Source organism: Undibacterium sp. Rencai35W, from assembly GCF_049340185.1.
Classification (GTDB): Bacteria; Pseudomonadota; Gammaproteobacteria; order Burkholderiales; family Burkholderiaceae_D; genus Undibacterium.
On record NZ_JBMPPC010000007.1, the window covers coordinates 213,348 to 236,886 of the forward strand.

23 protein-coding genes are annotated in these 23,539 nt (G+C 50.0%); 15 read left to right on the forward strand and 8 right to left on the reverse strand.

Features of this window, described 5'->3' with window-relative positions; genetic code table 11:
• The first annotated feature begins 76 nt into the window (after positions 1 to 76).
• From ACO0K3_RS16075 to ACO0K3_RS16100, 6 genes are all read left to right on the forward strand, one after another.
• Positions 77 to 2,080: a TonB-dependent receptor gene (locus ACO0K3_RS16075; RefSeq protein ID WP_422986304.1), complete on the forward strand. Its 2,004-nt coding sequence runs from the start codon at positions 77 to 79 to the stop codon at positions 2,078 to 2,080.
• 333 nt (positions 2,081 to 2,413) lie between these two features.
• The gene (locus ACO0K3_RS16080; RefSeq protein ID WP_422986306.1) at positions 2,414 to 3,826 is read left to right on the forward strand and encodes an STAS domain-containing protein; all 1,413 of its coding nucleotides are present in this window, start codon (positions 2,414 to 2,416) and stop codon (positions 3,824 to 3,826) included.
• Positions 3,827 to 4,095: 269 nt separating this feature from the next.
• Entirely contained in the window at positions 4,096 to 4,632 is a 537-nt protein-coding gene (hslV, locus tag ACO0K3_RS16085) for an ATP-dependent protease subunit HslV (protein ID WP_422957431.1), read from the forward strand.
• A gap of 15 nt (positions 4,633 to 4,647) precedes the next feature.
• Complete coding sequence (hslU, locus tag ACO0K3_RS16090; protein ID WP_422986308.1) at positions 4,648 to 6,021, forward strand: ATP-dependent protease ATPase subunit HslU; 1,374 nt, start codon at positions 4,648 to 4,650, stop codon at positions 6,019 to 6,021.
• A gap of 64 nt (positions 6,022 to 6,085) precedes the next feature.
• Entirely contained in the window at positions 6,086 to 6,280 is a 195-nt protein-coding gene (locus ACO0K3_RS16095) for a hypothetical protein (RefSeq protein WP_422986310.1), read from the forward strand.
• Between the two features lie 156 nt (positions 6,281 to 6,436).
• The gene (locus ACO0K3_RS16100; protein ID WP_422986312.1) at positions 6,437 to 6,658 is read left to right on the forward strand and encodes a hypothetical protein; all 222 of its coding nucleotides are present in this window, start codon (positions 6,437 to 6,439) and stop codon (positions 6,656 to 6,658) included.
• Positions 6,659 to 6,697: 39 nt separating this feature from the next.
• On the opposite strand, the gene ACO0K3_RS16105 is transcribed toward ACO0K3_RS16100, so the two are convergent.
• The 5 genes from ACO0K3_RS16105 to ACO0K3_RS16125 form a co-directional block, all read right to left on the reverse strand.
• Positions 6,698 to 7,696 (reverse strand): NAD(P)H-dependent glycerol-3-phosphate dehydrogenase, encoded by a 999-nt coding sequence (locus tag ACO0K3_RS16105; RefSeq protein ID WP_422986314.1) that lies wholly within the window; start codon positions 7,694 to 7,696, stop codon positions 6,698 to 6,700.
• 305 nt (positions 7,697 to 8,001) lie between these two features.
• Positions 8,002 to 8,448, reverse strand: a complete 447-nt coding sequence (locus ACO0K3_RS16110) for an SH3 domain-containing protein (protein WP_422986316.1) — start codon at positions 8,446 to 8,448, stop codon at positions 8,002 to 8,004.
• Between the two features lie 63 nt (positions 8,449 to 8,511).
• Entirely contained in the window at positions 8,512 to 9,003 is a 492-nt protein-coding gene (gene secB / locus ACO0K3_RS16115; RefSeq protein WP_422957436.1) for a protein-export chaperone SecB, read from the reverse strand.
• A 197-nt stretch (positions 9,004 to 9,200) separates the two neighbouring features.
• On the reverse strand, positions 9,201 to 9,464 hold the full coding sequence (gene grxC / locus ACO0K3_RS16120) for a glutaredoxin 3 (protein ID WP_422958856.1): 264 nt from the start codon (positions 9,462 to 9,464) through the stop codon (positions 9,201 to 9,203).
• A gap of 43 nt (positions 9,465 to 9,507) precedes the next feature.
• On the reverse strand, positions 9,508 to 9,909 hold the full coding sequence (locus ACO0K3_RS16125) for a rhodanese-like domain-containing protein (RefSeq protein ID WP_422986318.1): 402 nt from the start codon (positions 9,907 to 9,909) through the stop codon (positions 9,508 to 9,510).
• 136 nt (positions 9,910 to 10,045) lie between these two features.
• Between ACO0K3_RS16125 and gpmA the strand changes: the two genes are divergently transcribed.
• The 9 genes from gpmA to ACO0K3_RS16170 all read left to right on the forward strand — a co-directional run bounded on the left by gpmA (position 10,046) and on the right by ACO0K3_RS16170 (position 18,779).
• Positions 10,046 to 10,792 carry a 2,3-diphosphoglycerate-dependent phosphoglycerate mutase gene (gene gpmA / locus ACO0K3_RS16130; protein ID WP_422986320.1) on the forward strand — a complete coding sequence of 249 codons (747 nt, stop codon included), beginning with the start codon at positions 10,046 to 10,048 and terminating at the stop codon, positions 10,790 to 10,792.
• Positions 10,793 to 10,887: 95 nt separating this feature from the next.
• Positions 10,888 to 12,249, forward strand: coding sequence for a murein hydrolase activator EnvC family protein (locus ACO0K3_RS16135; RefSeq protein ID WP_422986403.1), 1,362 nt, complete (start codon positions 10,888 to 10,890; stop codon positions 12,247 to 12,249).
• A 17-nt stretch (positions 12,250 to 12,266) separates the two neighbouring features.
• Positions 12,267 to 13,727: a S41 family peptidase gene (locus tag ACO0K3_RS16140; protein ID WP_422986322.1), complete on the forward strand. Its 1,461-nt coding sequence runs from the start codon at positions 12,267 to 12,269 to the stop codon at positions 13,725 to 13,727.
• 182 nt (positions 13,728 to 13,909) lie between these two features.
• Complete coding sequence (locus ACO0K3_RS16145) at positions 13,910 to 14,671, forward strand: HesA/MoeB/ThiF family protein (RefSeq protein WP_422986324.1); 762 nt, start codon at positions 13,910 to 13,912, stop codon at positions 14,669 to 14,671.
• Positions 14,672 to 14,905: 234 nt separating this feature from the next.
• Positions 14,906 to 15,235 (forward strand): hypothetical protein, encoded by a 330-nt coding sequence (locus ACO0K3_RS16150; RefSeq protein WP_422986326.1) that lies wholly within the window; start codon positions 14,906 to 14,908, stop codon positions 15,233 to 15,235.
• A gap of 499 nt (positions 15,236 to 15,734) precedes the next feature.
• Positions 15,735 to 16,004, forward strand: a complete 270-nt coding sequence (locus ACO0K3_RS16155) for a hypothetical protein (protein WP_422957448.1) — start codon at positions 15,735 to 15,737, stop codon at positions 16,002 to 16,004.
• Positions 16,005 to 16,076: 72 nt separating this feature from the next.
• Positions 16,077 to 16,994: a DUF692 domain-containing protein gene (locus ACO0K3_RS16160; protein ID WP_422986328.1), complete on the forward strand. Its 918-nt coding sequence runs from the start codon at positions 16,077 to 16,079 to the stop codon at positions 16,992 to 16,994.
• Positions 16,991 to 17,770: a DNA-binding domain-containing protein gene (locus ACO0K3_RS16165; protein ID WP_422986330.1), complete on the forward strand. Its 780-nt coding sequence runs from the start codon at positions 16,991 to 16,993 to the stop codon at positions 17,768 to 17,770. Before ACO0K3_RS16160 ends, ACO0K3_RS16165 begins: the two co-directional genes overlap by 4 nt.
• 94 nt (positions 17,771 to 17,864) lie before the next feature.
• The gene (locus ACO0K3_RS16170; RefSeq protein WP_422986332.1) at positions 17,865 to 18,779 is read left to right on the forward strand and encodes a DMT family transporter; all 915 of its coding nucleotides are present in this window, start codon (positions 17,865 to 17,867) and stop codon (positions 18,777 to 18,779) included.
• Here the strand turns inward: ACO0K3_RS16170 and ACO0K3_RS16175 are convergent.
• The 3 genes from ACO0K3_RS16175 to ACO0K3_RS16185 are packed head-to-tail and all read right to left on the reverse strand — an operon-like array spanning position 18,776 to position 23,473.
• Complete coding sequence (locus tag ACO0K3_RS16175) at positions 18,776 to 20,884, reverse strand: putative bifunctional diguanylate cyclase/phosphodiesterase (protein ID WP_422986334.1); 2,109 nt, start codon at positions 20,882 to 20,884, stop codon at positions 18,776 to 18,778. The genes ACO0K3_RS16170 and ACO0K3_RS16175 overlap by 4 nt on opposite strands.
• An 11-nt stretch (positions 20,885 to 20,895) precedes the next feature.
• Positions 20,896 to 21,444, reverse strand: coding sequence for a YfiR family protein (locus ACO0K3_RS16180; protein ID WP_422986336.1), 549 nt, complete (start codon positions 21,442 to 21,444; stop codon positions 20,896 to 20,898).
• Positions 21,434 to 23,473 carry a TonB-dependent receptor plug domain-containing protein gene (locus ACO0K3_RS16185; protein ID WP_422986338.1) on the reverse strand — a complete coding sequence of 680 codons (2,040 nt, stop codon included), beginning with the start codon at positions 23,471 to 23,473 and terminating at the stop codon, positions 21,434 to 21,436. The genes ACO0K3_RS16180 and ACO0K3_RS16185 overlap by 11 nt, the downstream gene beginning before the upstream one ends.
• Positions 23,474 to 23,539: the final 66 nt, after the last annotated feature.

Genomic DNA, 23,539 nt, shown 5'->3' on the forward strand with positions numbered 1-23,539 from the left:
GGGCAATCTGCCCGCTGTAATGTCACGAGCCATCGTTTCGATGACGCTTGTTTTTTTCCATTTTTCAGGAAGTAATATGTCTTTCCAACGTTCCCTTATCGCAAGCGCCGTGCTGTCTGCACTGGCCTCATTGAGTTCTGCCGCATTCGCCGATAGCGCGATCAACACCGTTACCGTCTCATCCAATCCTCTGGGCAATGATGAGAATATGCAAATCCTGACACCCGCCAAAATTCTCTCTGGTCCTGAATTACGCGCCAAACTCGGCACCTCGCTGGGCGATACTTTGGGCGGTGAACTGGGTGTCGCTGCCTCAGGTTTTGGCGCCGGTGCATCGCGTCCGATTATTCGCGGACTGGAAGGTCCGCGTGTCAAAATTTTGCAAAACGGGATGGGTGTCGCCGACGTCTCCAGCCTATCTAATGACCACGCCGTTGCAAGCGAAAGTGCCACCGCACAGCAAATCGAAATTTTGCGTGGTCCCGCAGCACTGCTATATGGCAGCGGCGCAATCGGTGGCCTGGTCAATGTGGTTGATGAGCGAATTCCCACCGTGCTCAGCAAGCACATCAGCGGCGAAGCTGAACTGCGTTATGGCAGCGTGAATCAGGAAAAAAATGCCTCATTCTCACTCCTCGGCTCCAGTGGCGATGTGGCATTCCATCTCGATGGCAATACACGCGACACCGGCGACTACCGCATCCCTGGGCAGACCGAAGCCGGTAACCCCAATTCTGCAAGCGGCAAATTACCAACTAGCTACACACATGAAACAAGTTTCGGGATCGGCGCAGCGCTGATCAAGGATTGGGGCCATATCGGCGCTGCGGTACAAACAATGAGCGATCGCTACGGCATACCTACTGCTGAAAAATCCTTCATCGATCTGAAGCAGAATCGACTCGATATCGACGGCATGATCAAATCGCCGCTGTCCGGTTTTGACTCGCTGCATTTCAAACTTGCCGATACGGATTACAAACATACCGAGAAAATGGAAAATGGCACTCCCATTACCGATTTCACGAATAAGTCTCTGGAAACACGCATCAGTCTTGCGCATAAAAACTGGGACGGATGGGAAGGTAGCTGGGGCATGCAAACAGAGAGCATCCGTTTCTCTGCCTTATCTGCCAGCACAGGTCGCTCCGATACCGTACCGACGACCAAGTCCACATCCCTCGCCTTATTCGCGGTTGAGCAAAAAGCGTTTGGTGATGTGATGGCCAGTGCAGGCGCCCGTCTCGAGAACGTCAAACGCGATCCGGAAGCACAGTTCCAGCTACCAAGCCGTAGCTTCAATATCGGCTCTGCATCGGTCGGCGGTTTATGGCAATTCGCACCAGGCTATGGCATCGGTGCGACACTCTCGATGGCACAACGCGCACCATCGACCGAAGAACTGTATTCGAACGGTCCGCATGAATCGACGTCAACCTACGACATCGGTAGCAATACATTGAAAAAAGAAAGCTCGCGCAATCTGGAATTAACCGCACAAAAAACGACCGGCCTGATCCGCTGGAAAATCAATGCGTTCCTGAACAAGGTCAGCAATTATGTGTATGGTCATAGCGATGGCACCAAGGTAGACGAGGCGGGCGTCCCTGATGCCGACGCCGAATTCACCCGTCGCTATTGGTCCCAAGCGAGCGCAACCATACGCGGTGGCGAGGCTGAAGTGAGCTACAACCAGCATGGTGAAGGTTTATCCGCACGCGCATTTGCCGATACATCCCGCGGCACACTCGACGACGCAGGCAATCTGCCCCTGCAACCGGCAACACGTTTTGGCATCGATCTGACATATAAAATGGGCGCATGGAATGGTGGCCTGAATGTCTTGCGTGCACAAAGCCAGGACCGGCTCGCGAGTTTCGAGGATTATGTGACGCCAGGTTATACCAAGCTTGATGCCAGCTTGACCTACACACATGCCTACAATAATAGCCAGCTCACCTGGTTTTTATTGGCGAAAAATCTCTTGAATCAAGATATCCGTCTTGCGACGTCGGTATTAAAAGAAACCGTACCTCAGCCGGGTCGTGGTGTCGTCGCCGGAGTCAGAGTGATGTTTTAAATGCAGGCCTTGTCAAGTAAGTAAATTACAAATCAGCAGAACACCACCAACACAAAACGGTTAAAAAGAGGACAAATAAAGTCCTCTTTTTTTATTATTCAATAAATTTCACAGGCCTTACGCAAGCTCAAATGCAAAATTATTCTTGTCTGTTACAATTTTTGTAGAATTTTTTACATTTTCATTAGAGCAAAGCCGCTGCACAGCTAACAAAAGTTACATGTTTCAGACTATACTTTAGCTTCGCCAAATTGGTCGCGCGCCCATGACCAAGATTATTTTGTAATCCAAAGAAGCACATAATAGTTTCAACTATTTATATTCAGGAATAACGTGGGGATTTTTTCGCTTTTCGGCAAGAAGAATGGTCAGCAGGAGAATGACTCCTCGCAGAAAACTTCTGCTAAAAAAACACGTTCAAAAAGCGGCAATACCGATATCGCGGTGCCTGCTGAGGACGAATTAGCGTCTCAATCCATCATGGCGCAACGCCATGTTGCACGTGCAACTGCCCGTAAAATCGATGCGATCGAATTTGAGATGTCGCGCGATATGGGCAAGACAAAGAGTCCGATTCCTGCCAAGTCTGCACCTGATGCTGTAAGTAAAAAAACAGCAAAAAATGCCGATGCCTCCGCAGAACACATTACCGATTTTCAAAGTACTCTGCCACTGGAACTGCCAGCGACAGATTATCTGCTGAGCCAGCATACCGATGTGATGACACCGGAGCTTGCGGAAACTGAATCCGTACCGTTACTGGAAGAAGCAGGTATTTTATTTGCCAGTGGTCAGAACGAAGTAGCAGCACAAATGCTGCAGGCAGCAATACATAACAACAATCTCGGCCAGGTAGAGCAAATCGGCTGGTATATGCTGTTTGATCTGTACCAAATCACCGGTAATCAGCAGCAGTTTGACAGTCTGTCGCTTGAGTACGCGAGTAAATTTGAAACATCGCCGCCCATCTGGCATGGCCCTGATGAGGCGGAAGCAGACACAGAAAGCGAGGCAGACCAAACCACGGCCAATCTGTCTTTCCCGGCAAGCCTGGATGCGAACATTGTTAAGGTATTAGCCCGCTTGCAACAGATGAGCCTGAAAAGTCAAAGCCTGAAACTTGATTTCACCCGCGTAAAAGAAGTGGATCCAGTTGGTTGCGGCTTATTGCTACGGGCGATCAAGAATCTGAAAAAGACCAAGCATGATCTGATGTTGGTGGCTGCGCAAGATCTGGCAGACAACATCCGTGCGATCTTGCAAGTAGGTCGTCGTGACGAAACCGAAGCGCCATGGCTGCTGCTATTGGAAATCCTGCAATTACTCCACTTCGAACAAGCGTTTGAAGAAGTCAGTATGGATTACTGTATTACATTCGAAGTGTCTCCTCCTTCATTTGAAGCACCGATCAATAAAGTCACCACCTCCCTGCCAGATATCCGGATCGAAACACTTCAGCCCTCAAACCGTTTTATGATGCCTGCTGTGATTGAGGGCAAAACAGATATTCTGATCAATCGTATCGCCGACCACGCCAAAACTTTCCATAACCCCCTGATTCTCGACTGCTCCAAACTTGAGCGAGTCGAATTCGGCGCATCTGCCCAACTGCTTAACGGTTTAGTGCCATTATCTGCAGCGCGCGACACCCATATCCAGTTTGTCGAAGTCAACTATCTCGTCATGGCGCTGTTCAATGCAATGGGCCTGAAAAACGTTGCCACTATTTTCCCGCGCAAACGTTAATTTCCACACAGCGCTCTGCTTCTGTCCTATCTTGTAATTTTGGGGATGCACCCCATTTCTCAGTACAAGCTAAGGCCACTGTGTCACCCAACTGCGTTTTGCAGATCAAGTGACATTGAAAATTAATACGAAATTAACTACATCGCAACAACCGAATACGGACTGAAGCGCAGAATGCTTGTCTTTGTTCTTGCATTTAGGCTCTGAATCAAACAGATGCCGCTACAATTTGCGCACATATAGCAAGTAACATCATCATTGAGGATCACATGGAACAATTCCACGGCACGACTATTTTGTCGGTACGACGCGGCAATCTGGTCGCACTAGGCGGCGATGGTCAGGTCACTTTAGGCAACATCGTCATGAAGGGTACGGCGCGCAAAGTACGCAAGCTGTATCACAACAAAGTACTGGCAGGATTTGCTGGCGGAACGGCTGACGCCTTCACACTGATTGAACGATTCGAAGCGAAACTGGAAAAGCATCAAGGGCATCTAATGCGCGCATCCGTAGAGCTCGCCAAGGACTGGCGTACCGACCGCATGCTGCGTCGCCTGGAGGCGATGCTGCTGGTAGCGGACAGAGAAACTACTCTGGTCATAACCGGCAATGGCGATGTATTAGAGCCCACTGACGGCATCGGCGCGATTGGCTCAGGCGGCACCTTTGCTCAGTCAGCGGCTAAAGCGTTGCAAGAAAATACCGATTTATCGCCGATAGAGATTGTCAAAAAATCGCTCACCATCGCTGGCGAATTGTGTATCTACACCAATTTGTCCCACACGATAGAAACCTTAGAATAAGCCTGGACCAGCGCTATGAACATGACTCCCCAAGAAATCGTTTCTGAACTAGACAAACATGTGGTCGGCCAGGGCCGCGCCAAGCGCGCCGTCGCCATTGCATTACGTAACCGCTGGCGCAGACAACAAGTGCCAGAGCCGCTTCGTCACGAAATTACGCCAAAAAACATTCTGATGATAGGCCCTACAGGTGTCGGTAAAACCGAAATCGCCCGCCGACTGGCAAAACTTGCCGATGCACCCTTCATCAAAATTGAGGCGACTAAATTTACGGAAGTTGGCTACGTCGGTCGCGACGTCGATACGATTATTCGCGACTTAGTGGATATCGGCATTAAACAAACTCGCGAAGCAGCAACGCGCAAGGTGCGCGCCCGCGCTGAAGATGCCGCAGAAGACAGGATCCTCGATATCCTGTTGCCGCCATCACGTGATTTTGGCTTTGCTCCAAATACCGGTAACGCCGCCAGTACTGGCGATGCCGAGCCTGCGAGCATGGACAAAGCCGTCGACAATCCGACTCGTCAAACCTTCCGCAAACGCCTGCGTGAAGGCGCCTTAGACGACAAGGAAATCGATATCGATCTCACTGAGCCAGCACCGCAAATGGAGATCATGGCACCGCCTGGCATGGAGGAGATGACAGAACAGATCAAATCCATGTTTTCGGGAGTGGGCAGCGGCCGCAAAAAATCCCGTAAGCTGAAAATCAAAGAAGCGCTGAAGCTCTTGATCGAAGAAGAGGCTGACAAGCTAGTCAACGAAGACGAACTAAAGCAACAGGCGATCCAGAATGTCGAGCAAAACGGGATTGTGTTTCTTGATGAGATCGACAAAATCGCATCGCGCTCAGAAACTGGCGGCGCTGAAGTATCACGTGCTGGCGTGCAACGTGATCTGCTGCCGCTAGTCGAGGGAACCACCGTCAATACCAAGTACGGCATGATCAAAACCGATCATATTCTGTTCATTGCTTCTGGTGCCTTTCATCTGGCAAAACCGTCCGATCTGATCCCGGAGTTGCAAGGTCGCTTCCCGATACGCGTCGAGCTGGAATCTCTGTCGATTGCTGATTTCGAGCGTATCCTGACCAGCACCGATGCTTGTCTGACACGTCAATATCAAGCATTATTGGCAACCGAAGGCGTCACCGTAGAATTCAGTGATGAAGGAGTGCAAAGGCTCGCAGGAATTGCTTTTTCCGTCAATGAAACAACCGAAAATATCGGCGCACGCCGGCTCTACACCGTGATGGAAAAACTGCTGGAAGAAATCTCTTTTGACGCTCATCAAAACTCGGGTAGTACCGTTGTAATTGATGCCGCCTATGTGGAGAGTAAGCTCGCCGCCTTATCGGTCGACGAAGACTTGTCACGCTATGTTTTATAAGCTTTGTCGCCGCTTACAAACCACAAAATATAGCACTGAAAAATGATCGGAAAGGAAAGCAGTAATGGCTAATAAAACTTCAGGAACGCGCCAGAAACTGACTTTCCGCCTGGATCCGTCACAGACCAAGCCACGTAACCCGGTAGCTGTCGCCGCCAAACAAAGAAGTGCAGGCAGCCACCAGAAATCGCCCTCCGCTCTGCGACAAGCGCAAAAACTCATCGTCAAAAAATTGCCTGTCGATGGAGAACAAGATTGATTTCGTTGAAAAATCAGTTACAGTGAGAACGTCGGAGTGAGTAAGCAAAGTAAGTGGCGTAAGTAATTTACCCGACCTTGTCCGAGATGCAGTCCAGCCATGCCCTATGTAGTCCCCTCTCCAGTATCACTTTCGCAGAGAACATCAGGTGCAATCATGTCAGGAAGCAGGCGCAGAAAACAGCAAGTGCAACACCATATGTTCTTACGCCGTAAGGATATTCTGACGCGTTTTATGGTGGACCTAGGAACGCTTTATCTGTCTACGCTGGGTTTGAAAAAGACCCGCGAATTAATGAGACGGCAGCATGTGCCTGAGAGCGTCATCATCCGGGTATTAAGCTTTCCGGGTTTTCGCCGTACGTATGGCCGCACCTGATTTATCCGACGGCTTTATTGTGACCACCACTCAACTGATCTATCGAAGCTCTTGCTTCGCATCGCGTGCCAGTAAGCGCGCGATCATTTGTTGTGCGGGAACATCATCGAATAACACCCCTGCTACGGCATTCGTAATCGGCATTTCAATCTGCAAACTTTCTGCCAAATTTTTGACGGCTCTGGCACAACGCACACCTTCTGCGACATGCCCCAGCTCCTGCACAACCACCTCCAGCGACTTGCCCTGAGCCAATGCCAGTCCGACTTTACGGTTACGGGAAAGATCGCCGGTGCAGGTCAATATCAAGTCCCCGACACCAGTCAATCCCATCAACGTTTCAACATGTCCGCCCAAGGCAGCGCCGAGCCGGCTGATTTCAGCCAAGCCACGCGTCATTAAAGCAGCGCGGGCATTTAAACCCAGACCCAAGCCATCGGCGATACCGGTGGCAATGGCTAAAATATTTTTGACAGCACCACCGACTTCAACGCCGACCACATCATCACTGGAATACACGCGAATCGCGTTGCCATGCACCGCATTCACGACGTGCTGACATAGCTCTGCAGAACTGGACGCAATCGTCAGTGCACACGGCAAACCTCTGGCAACTTCCTGAGCGAATGAAGGGCCAGACAACGCCCCTGCCAGTACATCATCACCCAGCACCTGACGCACCACCTGATGTGGTAATAATTGCGAACCTTCTTCAAATCCCTTACATAACCAGACCACATGCTTGGGATGATACGGAAGGCATTGCTGCAAGAGAGGTCGTAAGCCCGCAACCGAAGTCGCAATAATCAATAAACCATCGTCTGCACTGGCATGCTTGATCACTTGCTGAAAATCGTCACTTGCTTGCAGTTGAGAGGGAAACGGGAAGCCTGCAAGATAAGTCTTGTTCTCACGCCCGACCTGCATTGCTTGCATGACATCAGCGTTACGCCCCCACAACTGCACCTCATGCCTGGCAGCTAAAGAAATCGCCAGGGCAGTCCCCCAGGCTCCTGCACCAAGTATGCTGATGTTCATAGTCTGACCTTCACAAGAAGTTGTTTCATAGTTGCTCATACCGGAACTGCCATTTTGCTGCGCACCGGTGCGCCAATTCCCTATTGACCGATGGTATATCGTAATGGCTGACAGCATGATTTTTGCATCAGCTTCTACATACTCCACTTAGTATATTCAAGAACACTAATGTTTATATGCGGATATAGGTATATTTTTTTAAATATGAGGGGAGTATATAAAAAAAAGGACAGCTTCCTGTCCTTTTTTATGCATGCCTTTTACTCTGCGCAATACCTGTTATGTCCGTCTTGCGCGCTTCTGACTTAGACGCCCCAGACTTCTGACACTTTGACATAACCGATCTGGCCATCGCGATGTTTGACCTTGACCCAGCCAGCATTGACCGGTTCTGCCATTTCCAGCAATACATTCTTGTCAACACTGAAAACCAATGCAGAGGATTCATCGGCAGCGGCACGGACTTTCGCATTCGCTACACGCACGACCACATTACGACGAGCAACCAGTTCTTTGGACTCGACCCAACTGAGATCACCACCCATATCGCGCACCTTGCTCCAGGTGCCGTAGGTCAAAATTACTTCGACTGGCATACCACGTGGCGCGACATACACTTTGCTGCCTTTAGCAGACGGCGCATCATACAAAATGACTGGCGAAGCACCAATCGACTTGAAATCGAGAGCCAACGCACCACCTGACGCCGATGCCAGAGCAAGTACTACAGATAAAACCAGAGAACGACGCATAGTAGTTTCCACTTAATCCCCCGCCAGCACACAGGCTGGCAGGGCAATCGCCAATAATGACAATTAGTGAGTGGTTGCTGGCGTTTCAGTACCGGCATCTGCTGCGAGTTTGGCTTGTTGCTCAGCCAAAGATTGCAGACGTTGCTGGTAGAAAGCTTCAAAATTGATTTCTGACAAATGCACTGGCGGGAAACCCGCACGGGAGATCACATCAGCGATGTTGGAACGCAGGTATGGATAGATGATATTCGGGCAACCAATACCGAGCAATGGATCAAGTTGATCCGCAGGGATATTGCGCGCTTCGAAAATACCCGCTTGCTTGCCTTCAACCAGGAAAGCAACTTTGTCTTTGATTTTCGCTGTCACTGTCACGGTCACAGTGGACTCAACGATGCCTTCAGCGAGCGGCTCAGCAGTCACATCCAATGCAACTTCGATCGTCGGTGCTTCTTGTTCCAGAAAAATCGCTGGAGAGTTTGGCTGTTCAAGCGACAAATCTTTCAGATAAACGCGTTGAATTTGAAATACGGGCTGCAGATTTTCGTCAGACATGTGAGACTTTCTAAAAATTCTAAAAGATTAATAATGAACAGCGAGATGGCAAGATGTGGCTGTTTTCAGCCATTTCAAGATCACGGCGCGTTATTCTATCAAGTCAAATACAAAATCAGCAAAAATCCTCAAATTAGTGGGATTTTTGCTGATTTTATTTGATTTCCGGCAAGTAAACCCCGGACAAAAGCTGCCAGTTAAGCCGGATTCAGCAGCGCATCGAGTTTGCCAGCCCTGTCTAGTGCAGACAAATCGTCAAAACCACCGACATGCGTTTCGCCGATATAAATTTGCGGCACGGTGCGACGACCGGTCTTTTGCATCATATCGTCACGAATCACTGGATCCAGATCGACGCGGATTTTTTCAATCTCCTCAACACCCTTGGATTTCAGCAGGCGTTCTGCCATGGTGCAATAAGGACAAACTGCGGTGCTATACATTAGGACATGCGCTGTCATGTTGTTCTCCTGCGCTAAATAACTGAATAACTGAATTACCGGATTATTTTACTGTCGGCAGACCTTGCGACTTCCAAGCCGCAACGCCCCCTTCAAGACTGACTACCTGTTCAAAGCCTGCTTTCTTCAGCACACCTGCCGCAGTCGCAGAGCGGATACCACGCTCACAGACTGTGATGATGGTAGCGCTTTTTGATTTTTCCAGCTCTTTCAAGCGGTTTGGCAATTCAGCAAGAGGAATATTTTTTGCGTTTTGTAAATGACCTGCCGCAAACTCAGCCGCATCGCGTACGTCAAGCACGACGGTCTTGCCTTGATTGATCAATTGGGTTGCCTGTAATTGTGTGACCTTCGCGCCACGTCTTTGTAGCGCGGGAAAAAGCAATGCGCCGCCAGAAACCAAGGCGAGGCCAATAATCCAGATGTTATCAATAAAGAATTTCACAGTGTTCCAATGGTGAGTTAATTGTTATAAACGGTAATAAGTAGCAGTAAAGTATCTGTAACCAACGCCGCCATTATAAAATAGATGCTGCAATAGCGACTGACTCCCTCAAATTCACAACAATTTCACGTAAATCATGTACAAAATCGTTTTGATGCGCCACGGCGAATCCACCTGGAATCTCGATAACCGCTTTACTGGCTGGACCGATGTTGATCTGACGGAGAAAGGCGTAGTCGAAGCACGTCAGGCCGGACAGGTTCTGAAAGAAGCTGGTTTCACTTTTGATCTGGCATTCACCTCCGTATTGAAACGCGCCATCCGCACGCTCTGGGGCACTCTGGATGAAATGGATTTGATGTGGCTGCCGGTAGTGCATGACTGGCGCCTCAATGAGCGCCATTACGGCGCATTGCAAGGCTTGAACAAAGCGGAAACCGCCGCCCAGTATGGTGATGAGCAGGTGTTGGTGTGGCGTCGCAGCTACGATACGCCACCGAATGCTTTAACAGAAAACGATCCACGCGCTTCATTCAATGACCCGCGTTATGCCGGTTTGTCCCGCGCGCAAATTCCACTCACAGAATGCCTGAAAGACACCGTAGAACGCGTCATGCCAGCGTGGGAAGATACGATTGCACCAGCAATCCGCTCCGGCAAACGCATCATCATCAGTGCTCACGGCAATAGTTTGCGCGCGTTGATCAAAATGCTGGATGGCATCAGCGATGCCGATATTGTTGGCCTGAATATTCCAAACGGTCAGCCGCTGGTGTATGAATTAGATGCTGATCTGAAGCCCATCAAACACTATTACCTTGGCGACCAGTCCGCTATCGAAGCGGCGTTGCAAGCCGTTGCCAGCCAGGGAAAATCCAAATAAGTATCTTGATGCATCAAGCCGTAACGGGTGCTTTTCAACAAAGCACTCACCACACGCCATCGTATGTAGTGTCCTTAGCGTCACGACTATGTGCGATGGTCTGTCATGCTGCGATTGCTCTGATAATCAGCGTAGCAGCATCGCATAGCGCTCATGCGGCCTCTACTGCGCGCGCCACACAAAAAAATCAGGCCGAAGCACAACGCGCCGAACTTCAGCAAAAACTGAAGACGCTCAAAACCGATATCAATAAAACGGAAACCGCCAAAGACAAAGCCAGCGATGCTTTAGCGGCATCCGAGCAGGCGATCTCAGAGGCGAATCGTTCTTTACGTGATTTAAAAATCGAGCAGGGCGACACCGAAGCACGTTTACAAAAACTATTAGACGAACAAAAGCGGCTCAGTGCCAAGGTAGATCTGCAGAAGAAACAACTTTCCGATTTTTTGCGTCACCAGTACATGCGCGGCGATAGTGACCGTATCAAATTATTACTCTCTGGCGACAATCCGAATCGCATCAACCGCGACTTGCAATACATGAGCTATGTCTCGCAAACCCAGGCCAAAATGATAGAGGGCTTGCGTGTCAGCCTGGCCGCAGTGGAAAAGAATGCGAGGGATGAGCAGGAAGCCAAAGACGAATTAGATGAAATCGCGCAAGAAGAACTCACGCATAAAAATGCGCTCGAATCAGAAAAGAAAAAACGCAGCACTTTGCTCGCCCAGTTAGCAGACAAATTGCACGCGCAGAAGAAAGAAGCGGATAGCTTGCAAAAAGATGAGCAGCGTCTGGGTAATCTAGTGTCGCGCCTGAATAAACTTATCGAAGAACAAATTAAAGCAGAGCAAGCACGAGCCGCCCAAATCGAGAAACAACGCCAGGAAAAACTCGCACTAGAAAAAGAACAGCGGGACAAAGCGGCCAAAGACAAGGCGCTTGCAAATCAAGGTAAAAAATCAGGCAAAGCAAGCAACACCAATGCGATTGACGCCGATGAGCCACCGGCAAAATCCTTCGCCAAGAACGAGCAAACGCCCACACCCAATAATTTTGAAGGGGAGTTCAGCAAGCTCAAAGGGCAGTTACGCCTCCCTGTCAAAGGTGAGCTCATCGCCAGATTTGGTAGTAAACGTGGCGATGGCCCTAGCTGGAAAGGTCTTTTTATTAAGACCAATGAAGGGGCTGAGATCAAGGCAATTGCAGCAGGACGAGTCATTTTTGCCGAATGGCTGCGCGGCTTTGGCAATATGATCATTGTGGATCACGGCAGCCGCTACTGGAGCCTGTATGGCAATAATCAGTCGGTTTTCAAGCATGTCGGCGATGTCGTCAAGGCCGGTGACACGATTGCCAGTGCGGGTAATAGCGGCGGCAATGAAGAATCAGGTTTATACTTTGAGCTCAGATATCAAGAGCGCGTATTCGACCCGTTAACCTGGGTAACAATTAAGTGAGATGTGAGTTATAAAACATGGGCAGCAAAATTAAGAACTTTGGTTTAATCAGTTTAGGCATGATCGCTGGTGTCGCCGCGTCAGTGCAATTTTCTGCGTTGGCGCAAAAAAGTGCTGGCACGCCTTTACCGGTTGAAGAGCTGCGTCAGCTGGCCGACGTGTTTGGTCTGATCAAATCGGATTATGTGGAGCCGGTAGAAGATAATAAACTGCTGACCGAAGCCATTTCAGGCATGGTCGCCTCACTTGACCCACATTCAGCTTATCTGGATAAAAAAGCCTACGCAGAACTGCGCGAAGGCACACAAGGCAAGTTTGTCGGCCTCGGGATCGAAGTCGGGATGGAAGACGGCTATGTCAAAATCATTTCCCCCATCGAAGATTCTCCCGCCTATCGCGCCGGTGTCAAAGCAGGTGATCTGATTACCCGCCTTGACTCGCAACCCGTCAAAGGTCTGTCGCTGGACGAAGCCGTCAAAAAAATGCGTGGCGAGCCGAATACCAAAATCACCCTGACGCTGGCACGCAAGACGGAAGATAAACCTATCGTCGTCACCATTACCCGCGAACTGATCAAGCAGCAAAGCGTCAAAGCGAAACTCATCGAGCCTGGTTACGCGTGGTTGCGCATCGCGCAATTCCAGGAACCGACGGTCGAGGACATGGCGAAAAAAATCCAGACACTGTACGCGCAGGATCCGAACATCAAAGGTCTGGTCTTGGATTTACGCAATGATCCCGGCGGTGTATTGCCAGGTGCTATCGGCGTCTCTGCTGCGTTTCTGCCAAAAGACGTAGTCGTGGTATCAACAAACGGCCAGTTGCCAGATTCCAAAGCGACGTATTACGCTAAGCGCGAAAATTATGCTAACCGTGCTGTCGGCGATCCGCTCAGCAAGTTACCCGAAGCGATCAAAAATGTACCGATGGTAGTGCTGATTAATACCGGCTCCGCATCCGCATCCGAGATCGTCGCAGGAGCATTGCAAGACTACAAGCGTGCAACCATTATCGGTACCCAGAGCTTCGGCAAGGGATCGGTGCAGACCATCCGTCAACTGTCTGCCGATACCGCGGTCAAACTGACGACAGCACGCTATTACACACCGAACGGGCGCTCTATCCAGGCGAAAGGTATCGTGCCAGATCTGAACGTTGAAGAAACCGCCGATGGTGACGGATTCAATAGCCTGCGTACACGTGAGGCCGATTTACAAAAACATCTGACGAATGATAAAGAAGCTGAGCAAACCAATAAAGGCAAAGTCGATGAACTCGAAGAGGAGCAAAGACTGATTGCAATGGCAAAGAAAAGTAAGCCGCTCGAATACGGTAGCAAAGATGACTTCCAGCTGGCGCAAGCTTTAAATCACTTGAAGGGCTTGCCTGTTAAAGTCGCCAAAGCCGAAGCAAAAGAAGAGATGAAGGATGAGGCCGATACCAAGTCAGAAGGCAAATCGGACAGCAAGAAAAAATAACCAGAATTAAATCAGGTTTGACAGGTTTGATTGGCCTGTCAAACCTGATGGAACCGACTTAAGGCTTGTTAAAAGACCGCAACTGATGCGGTCTTTTTTTATCTGCGTCCCATGCATTCTTATTCCGCTTACAATACTCGGCAAGTCACGCAATACACTTTTCTAAAGCCAGAGAATCCCATATGGACGACCACCAGTTATTACGTTATTCGCGGCATATCCTGCTCGATCAGATTGGCATAGAGGGTCAAGAAAAAATCCAGGCAGCTCATGCCTTAATTATCGGTGCAGGCGGGCTGGGTTCGCCCGCGGCCTTGTATCTCGCCAGTGCTGGCGTCGGTATCATCACACTGGTAGATCACGATACCGTCGACCTGACTAACTTACAGCGGCAAATCGTGCACAATACTGCGAGCATCGGTCAGGCCAAAGTAAGCTCGGCAAAACAAACGCTGGAAGCCATTAATCCCGAGATCAATATCGTCGCTCTGCAGGAGAAAGCCAGCGATGAACGTCTGTACGAATTAGTTCAGTCCGCCAGTATCGTGCTCGATTGCTGCGACAACTTTAGTACGCGCCATGCAGTCAATCGGGCCTGTGTCACGGCAGGTGTTCCGCTAATCTCTGGTGCGGCAATCCGCTTCGACGGGCAGATTAGTGTGTTTGATACGCGCGACGTTGCATCGCCTTGCTATGCCTGCCTGTTCCCGCCAGACCAGGCGTTTGAAGAAGTTATGTGCTCAACCATGGGCGTGTTCGCTCCCTTAGTCGGCATCATCGGCAGCATGCAGGCCGCTGAAGCCTTAAAAGTAATCATGGGGATAGGACAGGCATTGACCGGACGCTTGCTTCTGCTCGATGCACAAAACATGGAGTGGACACCAATCCGCATCAACCGCAATCCATTGTGTCCAGTGTGCGCTCAACGCCAACTTACACGATGATATCAAGCTGATGTAACGCTTACGGTGCGCAGGCAAAGATCTTTTATTAAGCCGATCCGGTCGATCTAGCCTCTATTGACACGGACATGCAGCGCAGATTTGCATACCGTGTTTGCACCTGTTATTATTTGCTTTTAGACAATTAATATTTTGCTAGCGTTTATCCTTAACGGTAACATCCCTATTATTGGTAATGGCGCGCCAACACAATCAAACCAGTCCTTTGCACATCCCATGCTGAATATCGTCAAAAACGAAATCAGGTCTTTATTTAAGATCCGTAAAGAACGGATGCTACCGCCACCGGGTAGCATGCCAACTTTTGGCAGCACCATCGTCCTGCATCGTTTAAAAATTCAATTGCGCATGACTCTGGAGCCAGAGCAATGGGAATGGCTAACCTTAAAAGGCTGGCGTACGCAAGACATGCGCAAAAATCGCCGTAAGTATTTTAAAGTCCCGAGCAAAGCCGTCGCACGCCTGCTGCATGCCGCGCCTGAAGAGCGTGAAGACATTTATCAGCGCATCGTGACCTATGAATTTGATGAGAGTCATCTGATCTAAGCCTTACTGCTCCGGCCTGTCGTTGCCGATAGACAGCTCTTCAAACACTAGCTCTGATTGCCGTCTTAGCTGGCAAGCTGACTTAAATCTACCGTCATTGGAAAGTATCTGCATCAACACTCTGCATTACTTCGCAACTACTAGCGATCTGAGTGCCCCATCCCTACACCACAACGTATCTCGTTAGCCCGGCATCTTCCTTCATCTTCCGATTTAGCAAGGACCAGTTCCAGACAGACTCAAACATGGGTACAGGGAACATCATTATGTATTCTGTGAATTGAGCCTAATTTTCAGCATAAGCACATTTCATCAAAGGTAATGAAATTCAACTATTTAAAAAATATTTTAAAACCAGTGTAAGTAATTCCAGTTTGCGTACGACTGATGCTCAAGTTCAAGCAAAGAACAACAAATAACTCTTTGTGATGAACTTGAAGGTTCAATCCTTGGCCGGTAATTTTTACTCATCAACAATTTATTTTTCGGAGAATACATCATGAAACAAACTATCCAAACTGGCGCCCTGATCGCTGCTGCCGCTGCTGCTATGGCATTGTCCGGTGCTTCTTTCGCTGCGACTGCAACTGTCAGTGCTGGCGATAAAGTACATTGCGCTGGCATCAACAGCTGCAAGGGAACTAGTGATTGCAAAACAGCGGAGAACGCTTGCAAAGGCCAGAACTCTTGCAAAGGCCACGGCTTCGTTGCAACGAAAGCTGGTGAATGCCTGGCGAAAAACGGCAAGATCGTTGATCTGGATAAATAATCCCAAAGCCCGTCTGTCATGCGCTTGCTCTGGTCATCCCGGACAAGCGCAATTTTTTTTAAGTGATTAAAAATGAGCATGCCCATCGCTTCACCAGGTTTCGGTCTGGGACTACGTACCGATCATTACCATGAGATTCTGGCTGCGCCACAGGCAATAGATTGGTTTGAAATCCTGTCTGAGAATTACATGGTACCGGGAGGTAAACCGCTCGCGATGCTAGATGCGATTCGACGCGATTATCCTATGGTGATGCACGGTGTATCAATGTCAATAGGATCGGCTCAAGGACCGGATCCAGACTATTTGCGTGACTTAAAAAAATTGATACAACGCGTTCAGCCGCTGTGGGTTTCTGACCATATTTGCTGGACTGGTGTACATGGTAAAAATCTGCACGATCTGTTTCCTCTGCCCTATAACGAAGAGACGATCAACATTCTTGTACAGAATATCCGGCGCGTACAAGATGTGCTGGAACGTCCGCTGGTATTGGAAAACGTCTCCAGTTATCTCTCTTTTAAGAGCGACACGATGAGTGAGTGGGAATTCGTGGCCGCTGTGGCAGAAGAGTCGGACAGTCTGATTTTGCTCGATGTCAACAACATCTACGTCAGCAGCGTCAATCATGGTTTTGATCCGGTGACTTATCTCAATGCGATTCCCGTGCAGCGGGTACAGCAAATCCATCTGGCTGGCCATCATGATCACGGCACCCATATCATTGATACGCATGATCATCCGGTCGCCGATCCGGTATGGGCTTTATACGAACAGGCTTTGCGCCGTTTCGGTAACGTTGCCAGCATGATAGAGCGTGACGATCATATTCCCCCTCTGGCAGATCTGGTGTCTGAACTGGAGATTGCGCGTCAGATTGCCCGGTGTGTCTCGGTAGAACAATGTCTGCTGGCTAAATCAGCCCCTGCACAGCCTGCATACCCTGCTCACCATCAATACCATCAAGCCATGCCGGAGACTTCGACATGATGCCGCTTTCCGCACTTGGCAAACTGCAAGCTGAATTTCAAGATGTGATTCTTGGTCTCAATACGCTAGCCAGCATACTGCCTCACATAGGCAATCAATCTGGGCTAGCGACGGAAGAGCGACTTGCCATTTATTTCGATGGCTATCGTTTGCGCTTATGCGAAGCATTGTCCAGCGCGTTTGATAAAACCCGTGCCTATCTCGGCGACGAATTATTTGATCAGGCATGCCGTGCCTATATTCAGGTGCACCCATCTCAATCGCGCAATTTGCGCTGGTATGGCGCTGATTTTCCTGCGTTTTGCCAGGTCTTCTTTTCTGACTATCCCCTGGTTGCCGAACTTGCCGGATTTGAATGGTATTTAAGCCTAGCGTTTGATGCAGAAGATCAGCCCGTGCTAAGCATCGACAACCTAGGTTTGATAGCGCCGCATGCATGGGAAAGCATAGGATTTAGTTGTCAGGCATCGCAACACTTTTTGCACAGCCAGTGGAATTCGGTGGCAACCTGGCTGGCGCTGAGCGAAGAACAAACTCCGCCAGCACCGCAGCGATCTGAGGACGCGGTTATCTGGCTGATCTGGCGCAGAGAGTTGCAAGCGCATTTCCGCTCGGTCTCACCGGCAGAACACCAAGCGCTGCAGTCACTCAGTGCCGGAAAAAGTTTTGCCGATGTGTGTGCCGGGGCGGCTGAACATAACCCGGAAAGCACCGTACAAATTGCAGGCTGGCTGCATACCTGGCTTAACGAAGGACTGCTCTCAGGAATAACCTGATCTGCTGGTGCCATCATTGCGCCTGGCCTTGGCCAAACAACGGGAGCGGAGCCAGATGCTACAATCTGGCCTCCGCTGTTTCCTGCCTTCGACCATGCCCCTCTCAGATCTGATCAAACTCATTCTCCTTGCTGCAATCTGGGGAGGATCATTTATTTTTATGCGTGTCGCGGTACCGGAATTAGGGGTTGTAGTGACCGCGAGTTTGCGCGTGACAATCGCTGGCCTTGCCTTGCTGGGTTTTGTGCGGCTGCAATCCGTTCCCATGTTATGGAGGGAGAACGTAAAATCGTATGCCATCGTCGGATTCTTCTCTGCAGCGTTTCCATTTTCCTGCTTCTCTTACGCATCACAATTTTTGCCGACTGCGTACTCAGCAGTGTTAAATGCGACTGCGCCTTTATTCGGCGCTTTATTTTCCATTGTCTGGCTGGCAGACCGCCTGACGGTGCGTAAGTTGACTGGTTTATTGCTGGGTATTATCGGCGTGGCCGTTCTGGTTGGCGCGGGTGCACTGGATCTGAATCCACAGACACTCAGCGGCGCTCTGGCGTGCCTGTCAGCCGCAGCCTCCTATGCGATCTCCAGTATTTTGATGAAAAAGATGGGACAAAATAAAACTGCTAGCAACACCGCATCAACAGGCATTCATCCATATGCAATGGCATGCGGCTCCATGCTACTGGGAGGCTTGATGCTGGCACCGGCAGTGCCGTTCTCGCTGCCACATCAGCTCCCCTCGGTCACTGCGATTGCGTGCATGCTCTCACTCGCGTTGCTGGCAACTGGCGTAGCGCAAGCGATTTTCATTCCGCTCATTAGTCGCATCGGGCCTACCAAGGCGATGACCGTGACTTTTCTGATTCCGATGTTCAGTATGTTGTGGGGCTATTTATTTTTACACGAAACCGTCAGCACCTCGACCATCGCAGGTACTGCCATCGTACTCAGTGCGATGGGTTTAATTTTGCATACACCAGCATCAGGGCCGGCATCTGCAAAAAATTAGGTCGATATAGTTTGACTCCCCTGCATGCTCAATGCAGAACGTAAATTTTGCTCGACAAAGTCGGCGCACTGCGGTGCAGGTAAAGGCTTGCTAAATAAAAATCCCTGCCCGTAAGTGCAATCGAGCCCCCGTAAAAATTCTGCCTGCTCCCGGGTCTCGATACCTTCTGCGACGACCCGCATATCCATATGATTCGACAAAGAGACGATCGCCTGTGCAATCGCGGCATCATCTTTATCATCAGGTAAATCCGAGACGAAACTCCGGTCGATTTTTAATTTGTGAATCGGAAAGCGTTTTAAGTAGGCCAGTGAAGAATAGCCCGTTCCAAAATCGTCGAGTGATAATTTAAAACCACGGCTGGACAAATCCGTCAAAATCGCCAGAGTCTCCGCCGTCTGCGACATCAGCATCGTCTCAGTCAATTCCAGCTCCAGCAAATGCGCCGGACAGTCATTTTCCCGGGCGATGCGCTCCACACTGTCGGCAAACCCGGGCTGACGGAACTGCCTTGCTGAGACATTCACCGCGACAAACAAAGGGCCGAATTGCTGTTCCCACCGTTTGATCTGCGTACAGGCTTGATGCAATACCCATTCGCCTATGGTCACGATCAATTGGCTCTCTTCGGCAATCGGAATAAATTCCGCAGGAGAGACGAAACCCAGACTCGGATGCTTCCAGCGTAATAAGGCCTCCATCCCCGCGACTTTATTGGTCGCCAGTTCCATGATAGGCTGGTAATACACTTCCAGCTCGGCATTTTCAATCGCCTTGCGCAAACCGGATTCAATCGTAAAGCGCTGTAAAGTACGTTTAGACATCGCAGGCTTCCACAGCTGGACATTGTTCTTGCCAAAGGCTTTTGCCTCATACATCGCCGCATCAGCCGAGCTGAGAAGGTCCTCAAATGTACTGACATGGTCAGGCATCATCGCCACACCGATGGAGGCACCGACGTTGAATTCATGGATCTCGCACAAAAATGACTGACTCAATAAGGCCAATAATTTTTCCGCCAGACGCAAGGCATCATCGGTACTTTTAGGATTATCGAGCAGCACCGCAAATTCGTCGCCTCCCAGTCGCACGACCAGATCGTTCGAGCGCAAGGTTTTTTGCAAGCGATCTGCCACGGCGATCAGCAACAGATCACCGATGCGATGACCGAAGGTATCGTTCACATATTTAAAGTTATCAAGATCGATAAATAGCAGGCCGAATTTGGCCGAATTTTTAGCGCGATGCTCCAGCTCTCTGGTACGGCGAGTAAAAAAATGCCGGTTCGGCAATCCCGTCACACTATCGTAGTGCGCAATATGATCGAGTTGAATTTCTGCCCGCTTACGTTCGACTAATTCCTTACCGATTGCCATATCCCGGCGCTGGATCTGCTCAATCATAAAATTAAAACTTTCGCCCAACGTACCAATTTCATCATCGGTAGGAATCAAGGCGCGCTGGTTATAGTCATCTTTACCGGACACCTCCTGCATCAGCAAAACCAGCTGCTGAATAGGATTAAGAATGCGGCGCAGATAACGCTTAAGTAGTCGCCCTGCCAGCAATACCGCTGCCAGTGTCGCGAGTACGATCACCGTCACCAGTCCGGCTATCCTTTGGTATGTCGCGGTCAAATCAACATGCATCTGCAGGCTTCCGACCTGCTGCTCTTCCGCCATGACAGGCGTATTCACAACCAGGTAGCGTGAATAAAAACGTGACTCGACGGTGTGCAAAGGGGTGGCTTCCGGTGCATCACTGATCTGCCATGGCTGGTCAGGGCTCACCGGACGAACATACGAGGCAAACAAAGTCGCATCCGGGTAACGCAACTCACCGGCCAGAACATTGGTATCCTGCGCCAGCGCACGTACGACTTCCTGTGCCGCTTTTGCGTCTTTAAATAAAAATGCCGGTGCGCTGTTCTGTGCAATCACCTGGGCGACGATTTCGGTATTACGCAGCAGATCGGTGCGTGCCGTCATCCACAGGTAAGACACGATCAGCGCCACCGCAAAAAAAGACGCCAGACTGAAAGCCAGCAAATTCACCAGCATCAGCTTTTTTTCCAGCGTTTTTTTTATCATCGGCTTAGTCGTCATCGCTTTATCCATCATTTAACATTACGCGCGAGACGCAACAGCTTGGAACTCAGGGTCAATCCTGCCGTTTTTGCGACGTTCTGATTGACGTCAAACATGACGTTACTACCGTCCTGCACGATGACGATCATCACATTCGGGTATTTCTCATCGATATGTGATGTTTCGGTCACAGTGAGAATGGCTTGCTGACTGATGGATGGGGCAATTCGGTTAAAGTTCTCTCTCTCCGCAGCAGGGATAAACAATAAATGGCAATTTTTAAGATCCGCGCCACTCACAGCACGGCGAATACGGATGGCTTTACCACGGATTTTTTTTTGTGCGGCTTTTTCTAAAAAACGTCCAAACGGATCTTTGCCGAATACGCAAAACTCCAGGGCCTCATCAGTGGATTCAGGCCAGTCAGTAAATAGCGCAAAATTATTCAGATAGACCGCCTTCAGCGCGTATTCAGGCGCATCTGCGACGTCGTCAGCTGCAGGTGAGGCAATGCACAAGGGCAGCGATGCAGCCAAGGTGAGATAGTTCAAAAATTGCCTGCGCAATTTAAAACGCATAGTTCAATCCTAGTTGCCATTGCCGGCCATCGCCGGGCAAGGTGCTGGTAGGTGCTTCGTCTGAGGCAGGATATAAAATCCGCCGGTCCAGTGCGTTTGTGACGCGTAGTTGCAGATCCAGACCAGGCAATAATTTAGTGATATTCAGCGTCAGATTCAGCACTGATTGCGTGCCCATCGCAGTGCGTGTACCGCGCCAATCCAGCGTTCTCGGCCCCAGCGCATTGAACTCAAGTCCGCCAACCCAGTTGTCATTCCATAATGCACGGCTGGCATGCAGCTTACTGATCCAGCGCGGACTGTTTCCCAGACTCATTCCATTCATATCACGGCTGTGATTAAAGGCAAAACTGGTATTGACGACCAGACCGTCCCTGGTACGCAAACGATGAAATAACTCTACGCCCTGCGCAGTAACACTAGGATGATTTTGATATTGAAACAGACCGCCGCCCAGATCGACCTGACGTATCAGGTCGGACAAGCGATAGTCGAACAGGGACAATCCCATTTCCTGATGCGAATTAATCTGATATTCCGCTATTGCTTCCAAAGTACGTATCGTCTCTGGCGCGAGTTTGGGATTGGCCAGATATACCTGATCGCGCGCATACGCAGATTCATAAGCATTCGCGGCGCGGTAGGCACGGCCACCCAGAAGCTTTAAGGTCAGGTCGGAACTGGGGTTCCAGATCAAGGCAAGCCTGGGGCTCGTATGAAATTGGCTGTCGCTGTTTCTGTCCGTGCGCAGACCTGCATTTAAACGCCAGTCGGGTAAAAAATTCCATTCATCCTGTAAGTAAAAACCGTAACGTTTTCCTGGTGTACTGATCGACAAAGGCGTATTCACCGAGACGCTGATATCGGCATTCTTTTGAATGGCGTCAAGATCGCTTTGAAAATCAATTCCGGCAATCCATTTGTGGTCGTCTAATCCGGTGTACATGAGTCTGGCCTCGCCAGAAAGCCAGCTGCCTTTAGCCTCATCACGGTTAACATAGCTGCCGGCGACGGAGTCCGTGTAAGGCGCATCGCCCTGATAGGTAATACGCTGATAAGCAAAACGCGCATCAAACTGGGTCGTTGCCGTCAATGCCTTTTGATACGAACTCATCAGGCCATAACTGCTGTCGATCAAATGCAGACGACCATCATCAAAATTACTGCCATACAGCGCGGAAGAAGGATGCACATCACGCCGGGCAGCCCAGGCTGACATGGCAAATCCGCCTTGCTTCAGTCCGGCAAATAGCCGCGTGACCGTCAACATATCGAGACCATGTGTCGTACCATCAGGCGAAGGTTTGCCATTGCTGGTCAGCAGTCCCGTTGCACCGGGATATTGCAGGTCCTGTCCCAGCTTATCGGCACGGCTCACTGACATGATCAGATCAGGCATGTCGCCATCAGCCCGCCTGCTGGCGACTGCATGTAACTCGCGCCAACCATCGCTTTGCCATTGCATACCGGCACTCAGCGCGGGCAAATTTTTGGCGCTGCGGGTCAATACATTGATCACGCCAAACATCGCATTAGCACCATAAATCGATGAACCGGGACCAGGTACATATTCGATCCTGTCGATCAGCCCCATGTCGATACGGAACTCATGCCCCAGATTGGCCTGGTCATATAAATTGTCATTCAGCGGTTGCCCATCCAGCAACAACAAAAACCGCATGTTGTAGTCTCCCGGCACCATAAAACCACGGGCACCGACAAAGGCAAACGCACGATCCGAACTCGCATACATGCCCGGTAAACTGTCCAGAGCTTCGGCCAGTGTGCGCCAGCCGTGACGACGGATATCTTCTGCGCTGATGACCTGCACTGCCGAGGGCGCCTGACTCACGCTTTGCGCATACTTGGAGGCACTGCGCACCTGAACCTTCATCAGGTCTTCGAGCGACAGTTCATTGAGATCTTCTATGCTGGTACCCGCTGTGCTGGCAGCTTGTGCCGATGCGGGTTGTGAGGCAAAAACAGAGGCAAATCCCGCGAGAAGGAAAAGAAGGGGCAAGCGGGACATGCAAGACTCTGCAACATTCATGGTGTTGTTCTCTGCCAGTTAGTGGAATTATATTACTCTAACAAC